At 70.6% G+C, this 18,129-nt stretch carries 14 protein-coding genes; 8 read left to right on the forward strand and 6 right to left on the reverse strand.

The window, feature by feature from the left end:
- Window positions 1-84: 84 nt before the first annotated feature.
- Window positions 85-444, forward strand: a complete 360-nt coding sequence (locus ACWEOH_RS16420; RefSeq protein WP_452032769.1) for a VOC family protein — start codon at window positions 85-87, stop codon at window positions 442-444.
- Between the two features lie 64 nt (window positions 445-508).
- Here the strand turns inward: ACWEOH_RS16420 and ACWEOH_RS16425 are convergent, their stop codons facing one another.
- The 3 genes from ACWEOH_RS16425 to zapE form a co-directional block, all read right to left on the reverse strand.
- Window positions 509-1,057: a type II toxin-antitoxin system PemK/MazF family toxin gene (locus ACWEOH_RS16425; RefSeq protein WP_452032771.1), complete on the reverse strand. Its 549-nt coding sequence runs from the start codon at window positions 1,055-1,057 to the stop codon at window positions 509-511.
- 42 nt (window positions 1,058-1,099) lie between these two features.
- Window positions 1,100-2,365 (reverse strand): ammonium transporter, encoded by a 1,266-nt coding sequence (locus tag ACWEOH_RS16430; RefSeq protein ID WP_452032773.1) that lies wholly within the window; start codon window positions 2,363-2,365, stop codon window positions 1,100-1,102.
- Window positions 2,366-2,650: 285 nt separating this feature from the next.
- Window positions 2,651-3,706, reverse strand: coding sequence for a cell division protein ZapE (gene zapE / locus ACWEOH_RS16435; RefSeq protein ID WP_452032775.1), 1,056 nt, complete (start codon window positions 3,704-3,706; stop codon window positions 2,651-2,653).
- Between the two features lie 143 nt (window positions 3,707-3,849).
- On the opposite strand from zapE, the gene ACWEOH_RS16440 reads away from it, so the two are divergent.
- Together ACWEOH_RS16440 and ACWEOH_RS16445 are read left to right on the forward strand one after the other, a co-directional pair.
- Entirely contained in the window at window positions 3,850-4,749 is a 900-nt protein-coding gene (locus ACWEOH_RS16440; protein ID WP_452032777.1) for a sulfurtransferase, read from the forward strand.
- A 70-nt stretch (window positions 4,750-4,819) separates the two neighbouring features.
- Window positions 4,820-5,257 (forward strand): SufE family protein, encoded by a 438-nt coding sequence (locus ACWEOH_RS16445; RefSeq protein WP_452032779.1) that lies wholly within the window; start codon window positions 4,820-4,822, stop codon window positions 5,255-5,257.
- A gap of 62 nt (window positions 5,258-5,319) precedes the next feature.
- On the opposite strand, the gene ACWEOH_RS16450 is transcribed toward ACWEOH_RS16445, so the two are convergent.
- Window positions 5,320-6,534, reverse strand: a complete 1,215-nt coding sequence (locus ACWEOH_RS16450) for an alpha/beta hydrolase family protein (protein ID WP_452032781.1) — start codon at window positions 6,532-6,534, stop codon at window positions 5,320-5,322.
- Window positions 6,535-6,625: 91 nt separating this feature from the next.
- Here ACWEOH_RS16450 and ACWEOH_RS16455 point away from each other — a divergent pair, with 91 nt between their 5' ends.
- From ACWEOH_RS16455 to ACWEOH_RS16470, 4 genes are all read left to right on the forward strand, one after another.
- Complete coding sequence (locus ACWEOH_RS16455; RefSeq protein ID WP_148734841.1) at window positions 6,626-7,216, forward strand: DUF3000 domain-containing protein; 591 nt, start codon at window positions 6,626-6,628, stop codon at window positions 7,214-7,216.
- The gene (locus tag ACWEOH_RS16460; RefSeq protein WP_452032783.1) at window positions 7,209-8,405 is read left to right on the forward strand and encodes a ribonuclease D; all 1,197 of its coding nucleotides are present in this window, start codon (window positions 7,209-7,211) and stop codon (window positions 8,403-8,405) included. The genes ACWEOH_RS16455 and ACWEOH_RS16460 overlap by 8 nt, the downstream gene beginning before the upstream one ends.
- Before the next feature lie 77 nt (window positions 8,406-8,482).
- A complete protein-coding gene (locus tag ACWEOH_RS16465) occupies window positions 8,483-9,688 on the forward strand; it encodes a thiolase family protein (RefSeq protein WP_148734839.1) in 1,206 nt (401 codons plus the stop codon).
- Between the two features lie 5 nt (window positions 9,689-9,693).
- Window positions 9,694-11,859, forward strand: a complete 2,166-nt coding sequence (locus ACWEOH_RS16470) for a 3-hydroxyacyl-CoA dehydrogenase NAD-binding domain-containing protein (protein WP_452032785.1) — start codon at window positions 9,694-9,696, stop codon at window positions 11,857-11,859.
- Between the two features lie 56 nt (window positions 11,860-11,915).
- On the opposite strand, the gene dxs is transcribed toward ACWEOH_RS16470, so the two are convergent.
- Complete coding sequence (dxs, locus tag ACWEOH_RS16475; RefSeq protein ID WP_452032787.1) at window positions 11,916-13,862, reverse strand: 1-deoxy-D-xylulose-5-phosphate synthase; 1,947 nt, start codon at window positions 13,860-13,862, stop codon at window positions 11,916-11,918.
- A 155-nt stretch (window positions 13,863-14,017) separates the two neighbouring features.
- Between dxs and ACWEOH_RS16480 the strand changes: the two genes are divergently transcribed.
- Window positions 14,018-15,205, forward strand: coding sequence for a pyridoxal phosphate-dependent aminotransferase (locus ACWEOH_RS16480; protein WP_452032789.1), 1,188 nt, complete (start codon window positions 14,018-14,020; stop codon window positions 15,203-15,205).
- A 79-nt stretch (window positions 15,206-15,284) separates the two neighbouring features.
- On the opposite strand, the gene acnA is transcribed toward ACWEOH_RS16480, so the two are convergent.
- Window positions 15,285-18,095, reverse strand: a complete 2,811-nt coding sequence (gene acnA / locus ACWEOH_RS16485) for an aconitate hydratase AcnA (protein ID WP_452032791.1) — start codon at window positions 18,093-18,095, stop codon at window positions 15,285-15,287.
- Window positions 18,096-18,129: the final 34 nt, after the last annotated feature.

Genomic DNA, 18,129 nt, shown 5'->3' on the forward strand with positions numbered 1-18,129 from the left:
GTTGCCGGCCCTTCGCACGGCGGCTACCGTGGCTGGCGCACAGCGTGGCAGCGGTGCCGCGCGCGAACCGCGAGCGGAGGAACCATGACCGGTGAAGTGTCGTTCATCGAGTTCGGCGGGGCGGATGCCATGACCGCGCGTTCGTTCTACGGGAAGTTGTTCGGCTGGTCGTTCGAGACCGGTCCAGGCGGCGACGGGTACGCGATCGAGGGCGTCGGCGTCCCGGCGGGCGTCCACGGCGGCGACGAGGGCGCGTCGCCCTACGTCTTCTTCCGAGTCGAGGACCTCGACGCCGCGGTCGCGGAGGTCATCCGCCTCGGCGGCACGGTCGAAGACCTCCCGGGAGGCGACGACGAGGCGACCGCCGCGATCTTCGGCGAGTTCCGCCTCTGCCGTGACGACCAGGGGTCGCCGTTCGGCCTGCATCGACCGCCGCGCCACTGATGCGGGTCCGAAGACACGTCGGTCCACCGAACCGGCGCCGGTACCCGGCATTCGAACGAGCGGCTCAGCGCCAGCCGTACCGCTCGCCGAGCGCGCTCGCGATCCGGCCGTAGCGGGCCGCGTCGAGCGACGCGGCCTCACGGCGCATGCCGTCGGCCCGCACCCGGAACACGCGGTCGATGCGGGCCCAGCTCGCCCGGCCCGCGGCATCCCACGCCCCGTCGCCCAGGGCGACGAAGTCTCGGTCGCCGTCGTGCGGCTTGCTCGTCAGTTGCACTGCCAGGAAGTCCCCTCCCCCGGATGCCGCGACGATCGCGACCGGGCGGTCCTTGCCGCGCCCGTCGCGCTCCTCGAACGGCACCCACGTCCAGACGATCTCGCCGGGATCGGGCTCGCCGTCACGCGACGGCGTGTACGCGAGCCGCACGCCCTTCAGGCGCCGCGGATCCACCTCGACCGTGGCCGACGGCCCCGTCTGCCCGGGTGAGAGCAACCCGGTCGAGACCGACGCGGCCGTGCCCGCGGCATCCGTCGAGACTGTCTGCTGCCGCCCGCCGGTGAACGACCGGATGACACGCCCGAGGGCGGTGAGGAAGCGGCTGGTGTCTGGCACACCCGCACACTACCCCACCGCCCTCGCGGTGAATCAGCGTCGTCAGACGGTCTCGAGCTTGTAGCCCTCCTCGCCGTGCACGACGGTGTCGATGCCGGCGATCTCGTCCTCGTTCTTGACCCGGAAGCCGATGGTCTTCTGGATCGCGAAGCCGATGACCCAGGCGAACACGAAGGAGTACAGCAGCACCGCGATCGCCGCGATGGCCTGCGCGGCCAGCTGGTTGAACTGGCCGCTGTAGATGAGGCCGGTGCCGTTGGCGAAGAAGCCGAGGTAGAGCGTGCCGATGAGGCCGCCGACGAGGTGGATGCCCACCACGTCGAGCGAGTCGTCGAAGCCCCACTTGAACTTCAGGTCGATGGCGAGGGCGCAGACGGCACCCGCGAGCAGGCCCAGCACGATCGCCCAGAACGGGGTCAGGAAGGCACACGCCGGGGTGATCGCGACGAGGCCGGCGACGGCGCCCGAGGCGGCACCGACGGAGGTCGGCTTGCCGTCCCTGATCTTCTCGACGACGAGCCAGGCCAGCAGGGCCGCGGCCGGAGCGGCGAGCGTGTTGATCCAGGCGAGCGCTGCGGTGCCGTCGGCGGCGAGCTCGGAGCCCGCGTTGAACCCGAACCAGCCGAACCACAGGAGGCCGGCCCCGAGGAGCACGAACGGCGGGTTGTGGGGCACGTGCGCGCCCTTCGAGAAGCCGACGCGCTTGCCGAGCACGAGCGCCAGGGCGAGGGCCGCGGCACCGGCGTTGATGTGCACCGCCGTGCCACCCGCGAAGTCGAGCGCTCCGACGCCCAGGAACGACTCCTGGAGGCCGTAGGTGATCCAGCCGCCGTAGGCGAACGAGCCGTCCTCGGCGAGGCCGAAGTTGAAGACCCAGCTCGCCACCGGGAAGTAGACGATGGTCGCCCAGAGCGCGGCGAAGATCATCCATGCGCCGAACTTGGCGCGGTCGGCGATGGCGCCCGAGACGAGCGCGACCGTGATGATCGCGAAGGTCGCCTGGAAGCCGACGAAGGCGAGCGGCGGGTAGGCCGCGCCCTCAGGCGTCTCGAGGAGGCTCGTCAGGCCGATGGCCGACCAGTCGATGGACCACGGCGCGCTGAGGCCGTCGGCCGACGGGAATGCGATCGCGTATCCGTAGAGCACCCACAGGACGCCGATCAGGCCCATCGCGCCGAAGCTCAGCATCATCATGCTGATGACGCTCTTCGCCTTGACGAGGCCGCCGTAGAAGAACGCGAGCCCGGGGGTCATGAGCAGCACGAGTGCTGCTGATATCAGTAGGAACGCGGTGTTGCCTTGATCCATCTCGAACCTCTCTCGGATGCAGGGGTTGGGGAAACCTGTGCGGCCCAGTCTCATGACGGGACGTTTCGAGAGGGATCGTCTTGTGTTTCGCGTTCGTTACGGCATGGGCCGCTCGCGTAAACAGCGTGTTTCGGCGCACCGGGCAGGTGATGTGAATCGCGGTCCGCCGGGAATGCGGTCACAGGTGCGAACTGCGGTGACGGATGCCGCGGCGCGGGTGTCGACGGCGCGGGCCGATGCCGCGACGCGGGTGTCGATGGCGCGGGCGGATGCCGCGTGCTCGCCTCAGTCGTGCGGCGGCAGCTCGCCCGTGGTGAGCGCGATCATGCGGCTCATCGCCCGCAGGTACTTCTTGCGGTAGCCGCCGGCCATCATCTCGTCGTCGAAGACCTGGTCGAGCGGGAGTCCGCTCGCGAGGATCGGGACCTCGGCGTCGTAGACGCGGTCGATGAATGCCACGAGGCGCAGGGCGGCGTTCTGGTTCGAGAGCTGGTGCACGCCCTCGAGGCCGATGAACTCGACGCCTTCGATGAGCTTGATGTACTTCGAAGGGTGCACCGTCGCCAAGTGCGCGATGAGGTCGTCGAAGTGGTCGCGCGAGACGGCGTGGCCGCGGGCGGCGAGCACTTCGGTCGCGTGCGCGACGGCGGCGTCGTCGGCCAGCGCCTCGGCGTGCCCCTCGGTGTCGCGGCGGCGGTAGTCGAGCCCGTCGATGCGCAGCGTCTCGAAGTTCGAGGAGAGCGCGTGGATCTCGCGGAGGAAGTCGGCGGCCGCGAACCGGCCCTCGCCGAGCGCGTTCGGGGGCGTGTTCGAGGTCGCGGCCACGCGCGTGCCGCCGGCCATGAGCTCGCCGAGGAACCGGGTCATGAGCATGGTGTCGCCCGGGTCGTCGAGCTCGAACTCGTCGATGCAGACGAGGCGGGCGCCGCGTAGCAGCTCGACCGCCTTGGCGTAGCCGAGGGCGCCGACGAGCGCGGTGTACTCGATGAACGTGCCGAAGTACTTCGGACCGTGGGCGACGTGCCAGAGCGCCGCGAGGAGGTGCGTCTTGCCGACGCCGAATCCACCGTCGAGGTAGACGCCGGGGAGCTCGATGCGAGCGGGGCGCTTGCGGGAGAAGAAGCCGCCGGGGCGCTGCGCGGCGCGCCAGGCGCCCGCGAACTCGTTCAGCCGGTCGAGCGCGGCCTGCTGCGACGGGTAGTCGGGATCGGGCCGATACGATTCGAAGGACGCGTGCTCGAACTGCGGCGGCGGCACCAGCTCCGAGGCGATCTCCGCGGCCGAGATCGACGGATTCCGCTCGACGAGGCGGATGAGGGCATGGCTCGCTGCCGTGGTCATGCTGGAGGGACTCCCGTATTGCACCGGATGACGGGCATGCTGACTTCCACCCGCACGCCGCGTAGATTCGAGGTGGACAGGTCACCAGCCTAGTCCGCTCCCCCGCACGCCCCGTCTGACCCGACGTTCCCAGGAGGTTCCCCATGCCCGCCGAGTTCGACTCCGCCGCCAAGTTCGCCGAGTACGCCCACCCCGAGCGTCTCGTCACCACCGACTGGCTCGCCGAGCGGCTCGGCCAACCGGGTCTCGTGGTCGTCGAGTCCGATGAAGACGTGCTGCTCTACGAGACCGGCCACATCCCGGGGGCCGTCAAGGTCGACTGGCACACCGACCTCAACGACCCCGTCGTGCGCGACTACATCGACGGCGAGCAGTTCGCCGCGCTGCTCGGCTCGAAGGGCATCTCGCGCGACACCACCGTCGTCATCTACGGCGACAAGAACAACTGGTGGGCCGCGTACGCGCTCTGGGTGTTCACGCTCTTCGGCCACGAGGACGTGCGCCTCCTCGATGGCGGCCGCGACCTCTGGATCGCCGAGGGCCGCGAGCTCACCACCGACGTCCCCGTGGTCGACCTCGTCGACTACCCGGTGGTCGAGCGCGACGACAGCGTCGTCCGCGCGTTCAAGGACGACGTGCTCGCCCACTTCGGCAACCCGCTCATCGACGTCCGCTCCCCCGAGGAGTACAACGGCGAGCGCACGAGCGCACCCGCATACCCCGAGGAGGGCGCGCTGCGCGCCGGCCACATCCCCACCGCGGCATCCGTGCCCTGGGCCCGTGCCGCCGCGACCGACGGCACCTTCAAGACGCGTGAGGAGCTCGACGCGATCTACCGCGGCGAGGCCGGCCTGCAGGACGGCGACGACGTGATCGCGTACTGCCGCATCGGCGAGCGTTCGAGCCACACGTGGTTCGTGCTCACCCACCTGCTCGGCTTCGAGCAGGTGCGCAACTACGACGGCTCGTGGACCGAGTGGGGCAGCGCGGTCCGCGTGCCGATCGTGTCGGGCGCGGAGCGCGGCGAGGTCCCCACCCGCTAGTCGACGTCTCCGATCCGCTCGGGGAGCCGTGCGGGCGAGCTTCTGCGTCCGAGATGGGAGAATGGAACCGATGGACGCAACGACCCTCCCCGCCCCGCTCGCCGAGACCCGCGAGGACTTCCTCGCGCTCGGCGTCAAGGACCGGCTGCAGCTGCTGCTCGAGTTCTCGAACGAGCTGCCCGAGCTGCCCGAGCGGTATCGCGACCATCCCGACCTCCTCGAGAAGGTCGAGGAGTGCCAGTCGCCGGTCTACATCTTCGTCGAGGTCGTCGATGGTCACGTGCATCTGCACGCGACGGCGCCGGCCGAATCGCCCACCACGCGCGGCTTCGCCTCGATCCTGGTGCAGGGCCTCGACGGGCTCACGGTCGGCGAGGTACTCGACGTGCCCGGCGACTACCCGCAGTCGCTCGGCCTCGCCGATGCCGTGTCCCCGCTCCGGGTGCGCGGTATGACCGGCATGCTCGGTCGCGTGAAGCGCCAGGTACGCGAGCGCGTCGCCGCCTGACGCGATCGGATGCCGCAGCGGCGCGTCGCGGCATCCGCTGCTCTCTGCGTGCCTCGGCCTGCCTAGCCCGTGATCTCGGCCTCGTCGGCGAGTCGGCGCGCGTCGAGCGAGCTGCGCTCGAGCCAGCCCCGCACGAGCTCCGTCCAGCGCTCGCGGTCGTGGTTCCACAGCTTCGTGTGGCGGGCGCCCTCGAACTCCTCGAACTGCACGAGGTCGGGCCGCGCGGCGGCGAGTCGGCGCGAGCCGTCGATCGGCACGAAGCCGTCGTCGACGCTGTGCATGAGCAGGATCGGGACCGGCAGCTCCTCGGCGCGCGCGACGGGATCGAGGTCGTCGACGTCGATGGGCGCGGCCACGCCCGTCAGTCCGCCGCTCCACGGACCGCCGAGGACGCGGGCCACCGCGTCCCCGAGGCCGCGTGGGAAGCCGAGCGCCTGTCCCTGGAAGCGGAGGATGTCGACCCAGTCGATCGCCGGCGAGTCGAGGATGAGCCCGACGAGCCGCTCGCGGACGGCGGCCGAGCGCAGCACGGCCTGCAGCGCGATCGCGCCGCCCATCGACCAGCCCATGAGCACGATCCGGTCGGCGCCGTGGTCCTCCGCGAAGCGCACGGCGGCGACCACGTCGGCCCACTCGGTGCCGCCGAGGCCGTAGCGGCGGTCTTCGCTCTCGGGCGCCTCGCCGTCGTTGCGATACGACATGAGGAGCGAGTTCCAGCCAGCCTCCCTGACGGGATCCACGGCTCGCAGCGCCTCCTGGCGCTTCGCACCGCGCCCGTGCACCTGGATGACCCAGCGGTCCGTCGGCGTTGCCGCGGGCACGAACCACGCCGGGGCCGGCCCGAGCGGGGTGTCGACCACCACGTTCTCGTACTCGTGCCCGAGCTCCCACGGCCCCAGGTGGTACCACCCGCTGACCCGGCCGTGACCGGCCCGGTCGAGCCGTCCGAAGTCGACGGATTCGACACGCCGGCGCACGACGCGCTCGTCCTCGTCGATCACGTCGCCGATCCGCGCGTAGCCCGAGTCGTGCTCGAACCAGAGGCCGTAGCGGCCGCGCATGCGGGTCTCGTCGGATGCCGCGAGCACGACCTCGCCCGCAGCGAGGTCGACCCCGACGATGCGCTCCTCGTCGGGCCGCGTCGTGGGCGGGATCACCACTCGCCGGGCGTACGCCACCGTGACCACCGCGGCGGCGGCCGCGACGGCTGCAGTGAGCATCCCGACGGCCACTGCGGCGACTCCGAGCGTTCCGACAGCGCCGGTGCGTCGACCCATCCGTGCCCTCCCTCGCGAAGGTGTCGTCCGTCTGGCATGCGATGCGGCGTGCCGCCGACATGACCCCTGTTCGAGAGCCTAGTCTGCACTCGTGCCCGACTCCTCGCCGCATCGGCCTGCCGAGTTCGAGGCCGCACTCGAGGCGTTGCGAGCGGCCTCGCTGCGGCCCGAACTGCGTGTGTCGGAGATCCCCGCGCCAGGCTCGCTCGCCCCCTGGGCGGTAGCGCTGTCGGCTGATGTCGCTCCCAGTCGTCACGGCGACGACTCCGACCTCGGCACCGGACGCTTCGTGCTGCTCTACGACCCCGACGAGCCCGAGGCGTGGGGCGGACGATTCCGGGTCGTGTGCTTCGCCCAGGCTCCCCTCGAGACCGACATCGGCCTCGACCCGTTCCTGGCGGATGTCGCGTGGTCGTGGCTCGTCGACGCGCTCGATGCGCGCGGCGCCCGGTACATCGCGGCCTCGGGCACTGCGACCAAGATCCTGTCCACCGGATTTGGCGAGCTGGCCCGCCAGGGCGACGGCGCGCAGATCGAGGTGCGGGCCTCGTGGACCCCCCTCGATGCCGCCGTAGGCCCGCATGTGGAAGGCTGGGGAGAGTTGTTGTGCATGCTCGCGGGGCTGCCGCCTCGATCCGAGGGGGTGACCGCCCTGCCCCGACGGAGGACCAAGCGTGGATGAATTCCGGGTGATCGAGTCGCCCGCCGACTTCGAGGACGCGGTGCGGCGACTCGCCGACGGCGAGGGTCCCGTCGCGGTCGACGCCGAGCGTGCGAGCGGATTCCGCTACTCCCAGCGCGCCTACCTCATCCAGATGTACCGCCGCGGCTCGGGCACCTTCCTGTTCGATCCGCCCCGGATCCCCGACTTCACCTCGCTCGAGGACGCCGTCCACGCCGAGGAGTGGGTGCTGCACGCCGCGAGCCAGGACCTCGCCTGCCTGCGTGAGGTCGGGCTCGACCCCGACCACATCTTCGACACTGAGCTCGCCGCCAGACTGCTCGGGATGCCGCGCGTCGGCCTGGCCTCGGTCGTGGAGGAGCTGCTCGGCATCAAGCTCGCGAAGGAGCACTCGGCCGCCGACTGGTCGACCCGGCCGCTGCCGCAGTCGTGGCTGACCTACGCCGCCCTCGACGTCGAGCTCCTCGTCGACGTGCGCGACCGCCTGGCAGAGCGCCTCGAGGAGTCCGGCAAGGCCGACCTCGCCGGCCAGGAGTTCGCCGCAGTGCTCACGCGTGAGGCGAAGCCGGCGGCCGCCGAGCCGTGGCGCCGCCTCTCCGGCATCCACGGGCTGCGCAATCCGCGCAACCTCGCCGTGGCGCGCGAGCTCTGGCTCGCCCGCGACGAACGGGCCGCCGAGCTCGACGTCGCGCCCGGTCGCATGGTCCCCGACGCCTCGATCCTCGCCGTCGCGAAGGCGATGCCGCAGTCCCGCCGCGCCCTGGCCGACCTCCGGGAGTTCACGGGCCGCGCGAGCCGCTCCGAGCTCGACCGCTGGTGGACCGCCGTTGAGACCGGCCTCGTCACCCCCCAGCTCCCCGCCGTGCGCGTGCCGAGCGACTCGCCGCCCCCGCCGCGGGCGTGGGCCATGCGCAACCCCGAGGCCGACGCCCGGCTGCGCCTCGCGAAGGCCGGCGTCGCCGAGGTCGCCGAGCGGCTCGAGATGCCGGTGGAGAACCTGCTGACGCCCGATCACCTGCGTCGCGTCGCCTGGCAGCCGCCTGCTGAGCCCGACGCGGCCGGGGTCGCGGCAGCGCTCGCGGCCCTCGGAGCCCGCCCATGGCAGGTTGCCGAAACCGCACAGATCATCGCCGACGCCTTTGTGGAGGCGTCACAATCGGTGCAGGACGCCGCGAGCAGCGGATCGTAGGTTCCGTCAACCGATTCCGCCCCCTTCCGAAGCGTTCCTAGGATCGAAGCATCCTCTGATCGAAACGGAGCTGCAGCGTGGCTGAACGAGCTGATGTCGTGTTCGTCGACGGGGTCCGCACCCCGTTCGGACGAGCCGGCGACAAGGGCATGTACTGGAACACGAGGGCCGACGACCTCGCCGTGAAGGCGATCACCGGACTCCTCGAGCGCAACCCGAACCTGCCCAAGGAACGCGTCGACGACGTGGCCATCGCCGCCACGACGCAGACGGGCGACCAGGGCCTCACACTCGGCCGCACCGCCGCGATCCTCGCCGGCCTGCCCCTCAGCGTGCCGGGCTTCGCCATCGACCGCATGTGCGCCGGCGCCATGACCGCCGTGACCACCACGGGCGCGGGCATCGGCTTCGGCCAGTACGACGTCGTCATCGCCGGCGGCGTGGAGCACATGGGCCGCCACCCGATGGGCCTCGACGCCGACCCCAACCCCCGGTTCCTGGCCGAGAAGCTCGTGAACCCCGACGCGCTCAACATGGGCACGACGGCCGAGCGTTTGCACGACCGGTTCCCCGAGCTCACCAAGGAGCGCAGCGACCGCTTCGGCATGCGCAGCCAGCAGAAGCTGCAGGCCGCCTACGACGCCGGGCACATCCAGCCCGACCTCGTACCGGTGGCCCTGCGCACCCCCGAGGGCTGGGGCCTCGCGACCGAAGACGAGGGTCGTCGCCCCGAGACCACCATGGAGGGCCTCGCGACCCTGAAGACCCCGTTCCGCCCGCACGGTCGCGTGACGGCGGGCAACGCGTCGCCGCTCACCGACGGCGCCACGGCCGCCATCCTTGCCAGCTCGGATGCCGCGAAGGAGCTCGGCCTCTCGGTCAAGATGCGCATGGTGAGCTTCGGCTTCGCCGGCGTCGAGCCCGAGGTCATGGGCATCGGTCCGATCCCGTCGACCGAGAAGGCGCTCAAGAACGCCGGCCTGACGATCGATGACATCGGCCTGTTCGAGCTCAACGAGGCGTTCGCCGTGCAGGTGCTGAGCTTCCTCGACCACTTCGGCATCGACGACGAGGACCCGCGCGTCAACCCGTGGGGCGGCGCGATCGCGATCGGCCACCCGCTCGCCGCGTCGGGCGTGCGCCTCATGCTGCAGCTCGCCCGCCAGTTCGAGCAGCACCCCGAGGTGCGCTACGGCCTCACCGCCATGTGCGTCGGCCTCGGCCAGGGCGGCAGCGTCATCTGGGAGAACCCGCACCACAAGCGCTACGGAAAGGGCCGCTGAGCGACATGACCGACTACTCGAAGATCGACTTCTCCGAGCTCGCGGCCGCGTTCGCCGACGACGAGGTCGTCACGCACTCGTACGTGCGCGACATCCGCCTGCCGTCGGGCCGGACGCTCGCCCTCATCACGCTCGACAACGACCGCGACCACACCCGCCCGTCGACGCTCGGCCCGGTGACCCTGCTCGAGCTGAACGATCGGCTCGACGAGCTGCAGGCGCGCGCCGCCGCCGGCGAGATCCAGGCGGTCGCGATCACGGGCAAGCCGTACTTCCTCGCCGCGGGCGCCGACCTCTCGAAGGTCGGCGAGATCCCGAGCCGCGACATCGCGCTGAAGATGGGCCAGCTCGGCCACATGGTCTTCGGCAAGCTCGGCGAGCTCGGCGTGCCGTCGTTCACGTTCATCAACGGGCTCGCCTTGGGCGGCGGGCTCGAGGTCGCGCTGAACTCCGACTACCGCACCGTGGATGCCTCGGCGCCGGCCATCGCCCTGCCCGAGGTGTTCCTCGGCATCGTGCCGGCCTGGGGCGGCGCCTACCTCCTTCCGAACCTGATCGGCATCGAGAACGCGCTGCGCGTCGTGGTCGAGAACCCGCTGAAGAACAACCGCATGCTGAAGGCGAAGGACGCCCTCGACCTCGGCATCGCCGACGCGATGTTCTCGCCGGTGAACTTCCTCGAGGACTCGCTGAAGTGGGCCGACGGCGTGCTCGGCGGAACCGTCACGGTGAAGCGCCCCAATGTTCCGGGCAAGCTCGAGAAGCTCGCCAAGTGGGACCTCGCGATCAACATCGCCCGCAAGAGCCTCGAGGGCAAGATCGGCACGACCGCGAAGTCGCCGTACGTCGCGCTCGACCTCCTGAAGGCCGCGAAGGGCGGCACGAAGGCCGAGGGCTTCGCCCGCGAGGACGAGGCACTGGCCGACCTCGTGGCCGGCGACCAGTTCGTGGCATCCATCTACGCGTTCAACCTCGTGCAGAAGCGCGCGAAGAAGCCGGCGGGCGCACCCGCCAAGGAGCTCGCGCGCAAGGTCACCAAGGTCGGCATCATCGGCGCCGGCCTGATGGCCAGCCAGTTCGCGCTCCTGTTCGTGCGCCGCCTGCAGATCCCCGTCGTCATCACCGACCTCGACCAGGCGCGCGTCGACAAGGGCATCTCGTACATCCACGACGAGATCGGCACGCTCGAGCAGAAGGGCCGCATCGACGCCGACGAGGCCAACCGCCTCCGCGCGCTCGTGTCGGGAACGACCGACAAGGCCGACTTCGCGGACTGCGACTGGGTCATCGAGGCCGTCTTCGAGGACCTCGCCGTCAAGCAGCAGGTGTTCGGCGAGGTCGAGCCGTTCCTCTCCGAGACCGCGATCCTCGCGACGAACACGTCGTCGCTCTCGGTCGAGCAGATCGGCGCGAAGCTCGCCCACCCCGAGCGCGTGGTCGGCTTCCACTTCTTCAACCCGGTGGCAGTCATGCCGCTCCTCGAGATCGTGAAGGCGCCGGCCACCGACGACGCGACGCTCGCCACGGCGTTCGCCGTCGCCGCGAAGCTGAAGAAGAGCGCCGTGCTCACCGCCGACGCTCCCGGCTTCGTCGTGAACCGCCTGCTCGCCAAGGTGATGGGCGAGGCGGCGCGCGCCGTCGACGAGGGCACTCCGGTGCCGGTCGTCGAGAAGGCGCTCGCGCCGATCGGCCTGCCGATGGGGCCGTTCGAGCTCATCGACCTTGTCGGTTGGGCCGTGGCCGCCCACGTGCAGGACACGATGGTGCGCGAGTTCCCCGAGCGGTTCTACTCTTCGGAGAACCTGCACGCGCTCGCGAAGCTCGGCGGCCCCGTCGTCGAGAAGGACAAGCACGGCAAGGTCACCGACCTCTCCAAGGAGGCGAAGAAGGCCATCTCGGTCGGCAAGGCTCCGGTCGACGAGGCCACGATCCTCCGCCGCGTCGAGGACGAGCTCGCCCGCGAGATCAAGCTGATGCTCGACGAGGAGGTCGTCGCGGCGGCCGAGGACATCGACCTCTGCCTCATCCTCGGCGCAGGCTGGCCGTTCCAGGCGGGCGGGGCGACCCCCTACCTCGACCGCGTCGGGGCGTCCGAGCGGGCGTTCGGCGACACGTTCCACCACCCGCCGATACTCGGTGTCGGCAGCAAGCAGGCCGCGGCGGTCGCGTAGCATCCGTCGCCTCGAACGGCCCTCGGCACTCGCCGGGGGCCGTTCGCGTCAGAGCGTCAGACGCGCGGCTGGGAACCCGTGTCGCTCGAGACGTGCTCGAGGCCCGCGCCGCGCGCGTGCGGCAGCTTCGAGCCGAGCACCATCGCGGTCACGTCGCGCGCGATGTGCTGCGGGGTGAGGCCGACGCGCTCGAGGATGTCGCCGCGCGAGCCGTGCTCGAGGAACTCGTCGGGCAGGCCGATCTCGGTGACCGCGGTGTCGACGTCGGCCTGACGCAGGTCCTGGCGGATGCGCGTGCCGATGCCGCCGACGCGGATCCCGTCTTCCAGGCTCACGACGATGCGGTGCTCACGTGCGAGGTCGATCACGCTGCGCGGCACGGGCACGACCCAGCGCGGGTCGACGACGGTGGCGCCGATCCCCTGCGCCTCGAGACGCTCGGCGACCTGGAGTCCGATGCCGGCCATCGGGCCGACCGTGACGAGCAGCACGTCCTTGCGCGCGGACTCGGCGAGCACGTCGACGCCGTCGTCGGTGCGGCGGATCGCGTCGTAGTCGACCCCGACCGTGCCCTTCGGGAAGCGCAGCACCGTGGGTGCGTCGTCGACCGTGACGGCCTCGGCCAGCTCTTCGGCGAGGCGCACCGAGTCGCGTGGCGCCGCGATGCGGATGCCGGGCACGACCTGCAGGATCGAGAGGTCCCAGACACCGTGGTGGCTCGGGCCGTCGGGGCCGGTGACGCCGGCGCGGTCGAGCACGAACGTGACGCCGGCCTTGTGCAGTGCGACATCCATCAGGACCTGGTCGAACGCGCGGTTGATGAACGTGGCGTACACGGCGACGACGGGATGGAGGCCGCCGAACGCGAGACCTGCCGCCGAGGTCGCGGCGTGCTGCTCGGCGATGCCGACGTCGAACACGCGGTTCGGGAAGCGCTCGGCCATGCGGTGCAGGCCGGTGGGCCGGAGCATCGCCGCGGTGATGCCGACGAGGCGCTCGTCGTGCTCGGCGAGGCGCACGAGCTCGTCGGCGAACACGCCCGTCCATGACGGCGCCGACGCCTTCTCGAGCGACTCGCCCGTCTCGGGGTCGATCTGGCCGACGGCGTGGAACTGGTCGGCGATGTCGCGCCGTGCGGGCTCGTAGCCGCGGCCCTTGTCGGTGATCGCGTGCACGATGACGGGCGCGCCGTAGTCCTTCGCCTGACGGAGCGCCTCCTCCATGGCGCGCTCGTCGTGGCCGTCGACGGGCCCGAGGTACTTGATGTCGAGGTTGGAGTAGAGCGCCTCGTTGCCCGTGAAGCGGCTGAGGAAGCCGTGCAGGCCGCCCCGGACGCCTCGGTAGAAGGCCCGTGCGGGGCCGCCGAGCCGATCGGCCGCCCGGCTGCTCGAGAGATGCAGGTTGCGGTAGGTCTGCTTGGTGCGCACCGCGCTCAGGAACCGGCCCATGCCGCCGATCGTGGGCGCGTAGGAGCGGCCGTTGTCGTTGACGATGACGATGAGCTTGCGGGTGTTGTCGTCGGAGATGTTGTTGAGCGCCTCCCACGTCATGCCGCCCGTGAGCGCGCCGTCGCCGACCACGGCGACGACGTGCCGGTCGTCCTGCCCGGTCATCTCGAACGCCTTCGAGATGCCGTCGGCCCATGAGAGCGAGCTCGACGCGTGCGAGCTCTCGACGATGTCGTGCTCGGACTCCGACCGCTGGGGGTAGCCGGCGAGCCCGCCGGTCTTGCGCAGCGTCGAGAGGTCGCGACGACCCGTGAGGAGCTTGTGCACGTACGACTGGTGCCCGGTGTCGAACACGATCGCGTCGCGAGGCGAGTCGAACACCCGGTGGATCGCGATCGTCATCTCCACGACGCCGAGGTTCGGCCCGAGGTGACCGCCCGTCTTCGACACGGATGCCACGAGGTACTCGCGGATCTCCGTCGCGAGCTGCTCGAGCTGCTCGTGACTCAGCGCATCGAGGTCGCGCGGTCCCGAGATGTTCTCGAGCAGGGTCATCGGAGCCGCCTTTCCCACGCCCCGGTAGGGCGAGGCACCCGTCGATTCTACGCGACCCTGCCGGACGTGCCCGGCGGGGGTGGCGGACTCGTTCCGACCGGACGAGAATGCGACCGACGGCCCCGAGGCCCGGCGGGAGCCGCCCGGAGGCGGTCATGCGAACACGACCCGCACGCCTGGCGAACGTCGCCGGCTTCAACATCGACGTCGTGGCCGACGCGGCCGGGAATGATCCCGACGTGCTGCGGCTGGAGAACCTCGACACCGACCTCGCCCCGCCGGCCGAGGCGATCGAGGCGACCCGCGAGGCGGTGGGCGAGCTCTCGGCGAACTCCTACCTGCCGTTCATCGGCAGGCTCGACCTCCGCGAAGCGGTCGCGGCCCGGGTCCGAAGCCGTTCGGGCGTTGCATTCGACCCCGAACGGGAGGTCGTGATCACGGCGTCGGACGGCGACGCGGTGCTCGATGCGCTCCTCACGCTCGTCGACCAGGGGGACGAGGTGATCCTCACCGACCCCTGCTACGCCGGCCTGGTGAACCGGGTGCGGCTGGTCGGCGCCGTGCCGCGGCTGGTGCCGCTCCGAAGCGACGGACGGGCATGGCGCCTCGACCTCGAGGTGCTCGCCGATGCCGTCACGGATCGCACGCGCGCCGTCCTGCTGCTCAACCCGTCGTTCCCGACCGGATGCGTGCTCACCGACGAGGAGTGGACGGAGGTCGCCCGTCTCTGCGTCGACCGCGACCTCTGGCTGCTCTACTGGGGCCTGATGGAGGGGATCGTCTTCGACGGCGCGCCGGTGCGGCATCCGCTGCCGATCGCGGGGATGCGCGATCGCACCGTCACCATCGGGACGGTGAGCTGCGAGCAGCGCATGATCGGCTGGCGCATCGGATGGATGGTCGCACCCGAGATCGTCATGCGCGACCTCGCGGTCGTGCACATCTACAACGGCATCGTCGCCGGCGGCATCGGCCAGGCGGGTGCGCTCGCGGCACTCACCGCGCCCGACGACGGCCTCGCCGCGAGCGTCGCGGCGTGGCAGGAGCGCCGCGACGTGGTCGGCGCCGAACTGCGGGGCTTCCCGATGACGCCCGCGGCCGGCGGCTGGTCGCAGCTGCTGGACGCCCGCGAACTGGGTGTCGACGCCGAGGACCTCTCGCGCGCGCTGCTCGCGCACAAGGTGGCCGCGACGCCCATGACGGGGTGGGGCGGCCGCATCGCCGACCGCCACGTGCGTCTCGTGTTCAGCCGGGAGCCCGCGGAGCGGCTGCGGCTGCTCGGCGAGCGGATGCTGGGCGCCCTCGACGACCTGGGGGTACCGTCCTCGTGGCGCCGCGGCTGAGCACGGTCGGGACGCGACGACGGCCCGGCCCCTCGCGGGGACCGGGCCGTCGGTGCGTCAGCCTCAGACGGGCGCAGGCTCAGACGAGCGACCGAAGCACGTACTGCAGGATGCCGCCGTTGCGGTAGTAGTCCGCCTCACCGGGGGTGTCGATGCGCACGACCGCGTCGAACTCCACGGTCTGCTTGCCCTCGGGCGAGTGCTCGCTCGGCTCGGCGACCACGTGCACGGTGCGCGGCGTGGTGCCCTCGTTGAGCTGCTCGAGGCCCGAGATCGAGACGACCTCGGTGCCGTCGAGCCCGAGCGAGTCCGCCGTCTCACCAGCCGGGAACTGCAGCGGCACGACGCCCATGCCGATGAGGTTCGAACGGTGGATGCGCTCGAAGCTCTCGGTGATGACGGCCTTCACGCCCAGCAGGTTCGTGCCCTTCGCGGCCCAGTCGCGGCTCGAGCCCGAGCCGTACTCCTTGCCGCCGAAGATGACGAGCGGAGTGCCCTGCGCCTGGTAGTTCATCGACGCGTCGTAGATGAACGACTGCGGCCCGCCCTCCTGGGTGAAGTCACGCGTGAAGCCGCCCTCGACGCCGTCGAGGAGCTGGTTCTTCAGGCGGATGTTCGCGAAAGTGCCGCGGATCATGACCTCGTGGTTGCCGCGACGCGAGCCGTAGGAGTTGAAGTCCTTGCGGTCGACGCCGTGCTCGGTGAGGTACTGGCCCGCGGGGCTGTCGGCCTTGATCGAGCCGGCCGGCGAGATGTGGTCGGTGGTGACCGAGTCGCCGAGCTTCGCGAGCACGCGCGCGCCGACGATGTCGGTCACCGGCGTGGTCTCGAGCGTCATGCCCTCGAAGTACGGCGGCCGGCGCACGTAGGTCGACTCCGCGTCCCACTCGAAGATGGCACCCGTCGGGGTGGGCAGGGTGCGCCAGCGCTCGTCGCCCTCGAAGACGCTCGCATACTGCTGCGTGAACATGTCCTCGTTGATCGACTCGTCGATCGTCTTCTGCACCTCGGCCGCGTCGGGCCAGATGTCCTTGAGGAAGACGTCGTTGCCGTCGGAGTCGGTGCCGAGCGGATCAGTCTCGAAGTCGAAGTTCATCGAGCCGGCGAGCGAGTACGCGATCACGAGCGGCGGGCTCGCGAGGTAGTTCATCTTCACGTCGGGGTTGATGCGGCCCTCGAAGTTGCGGTTGCCCGAGAGCACCGCGGTCACGGCGAGGTCGTTCTCCTGCACCGCGGCCGAGACCTCCTCGATGAGCGGGCCCGAGTTGCCGATGCAGGTGGTGCAGCCGTAGCCGACGGTGTAGAAGCCGAGGTCCTCGAGGTCCTTCGTGAGACCGGCCTTCTCGTAGTAGTCGGTGACGACCTTCGACCCCGGGGCCAGCGTGGTCTTCACCCACGGCTTGGCCTTCAGGCCCTTCTTCACCGCGTTGCGGGCGAGCAGGCCCGCGGCGAGCATGACCGACGGGTTGGAGGTGTTCGTGCACGACGTGATCGCCGCGATCGTCACGGCGCCGTGGTCGAGCGTGTAGCTCGCGCCGTCGGCGGCGTCGACCCGGGTCGGCTTCGACGCGGACTTCGGGGCGTGCGAGTGGTGGTGGTGGACGTGCAGGTTGTACTCGTCCTCAGGGGTGTTGCTCGGCGGGTCGGAGGCCGGGAACGACTCGGAGATCTCGAGGTCGACGAGGTCGTGCTCGACGTCGGCGTAGTCGGTGAGGTCCTTCTCGAACTGCGCCTTCGCGTCGGCGAGGATGATGCGGTCCTGCGGGCGCTTGGGGCCGGCGATCGACGGCACAACGGTCGACAGGTCGAGCTCGAGGTACTCCGAGTAGACGGCCTCGTTCTCGGGGTCGTGCCAGAGCTGCTGCACCTTCGAGTACTCCTCGACGAGCGCGAGCTGCTCCTCGCTGCGACCGGTGAGGCGCAGGTACTCGATCGTCACGTCGTCGATCGGGAAGATGGCGGCGGTCGAGCCGAACTCGGGGCTCATGTTGCCGATGGTGGCGCGGTTGGCGAGCGGCACGGATGCCACGCCCGAGCCGTAGAACTCCACGAACTTGCCGACCACGCCGTGCTTGCGCAGCATGTCGGTGATCGTGAGCACCACGTCGGTGGCGGTCACGCCCATGGGGATCTCGCCCGAGAGCTTGAAGCCGACGACCTTGGGGATGAGCATCGACACGGGCTGGCCGAGCATTGCCGCCTCGGCCTCGATGCCGCCGACGCCCCAGCCGAGCACGCCGAGGCCGTTGACCATCGTGGTGTGCGAGTCGGTGCCGACGCACGTGTCGGGGTAGGCGCGGGTCACGCCGTTCACGTCGCGGTCGTAGATGACCTTCGCGAGGTGCTCGATGTTCACCTGGTGCACGATGCCGGTGCCCGGGGGGACGACCTTGAAGTCGTCGAACGCGGTCTGGCCCCAGCGCAGGAACTGGTATCGCTCGCCGTTGCGCTCGTACTCGATCTCGACGTTGCGCTCGAGGGCGTTCTCGCTGCCGAAGAGGTCGGCGATGACGGAGTGGTCGATGACCATCTCGGCCGGCGAGAGCGGGTTGATGCGGTTGGGGTCGCCGCCGAGGGCGAGGACGGCCTCGCGCATGGTGGCGAGGTCGACGATGCAGGGCACGCCGGTGAAGTCCTGCATGACCACGCGCGCGGGCGTGAACTGGATCTCGGTGTCGGGCTCGGCCGTCGGGACCCAGGAGCCGAGCGCCTCGATCTGCGCCTTCGTGACATTGGCGCCGTCCTCGGTGCGGAGGAGGCTCTCGAGGAGCACCTTCAGGCTGAACGGCAGCTTCTCGTGGCCGGGCACGGTGTCGAGACGGTAGATCTCGTAGGACTGGTCACCGACGTGGAGCGTGTCCTTCGCCCCGAAACTGTTCACTGCAGACACGATGTCCTCTCCTTCGCGGATGCCGCGCGAGCAC

The sequence above is a fragment of the Agromyces sp. NPDC004153 genome (genome assembly GCF_053603635.1).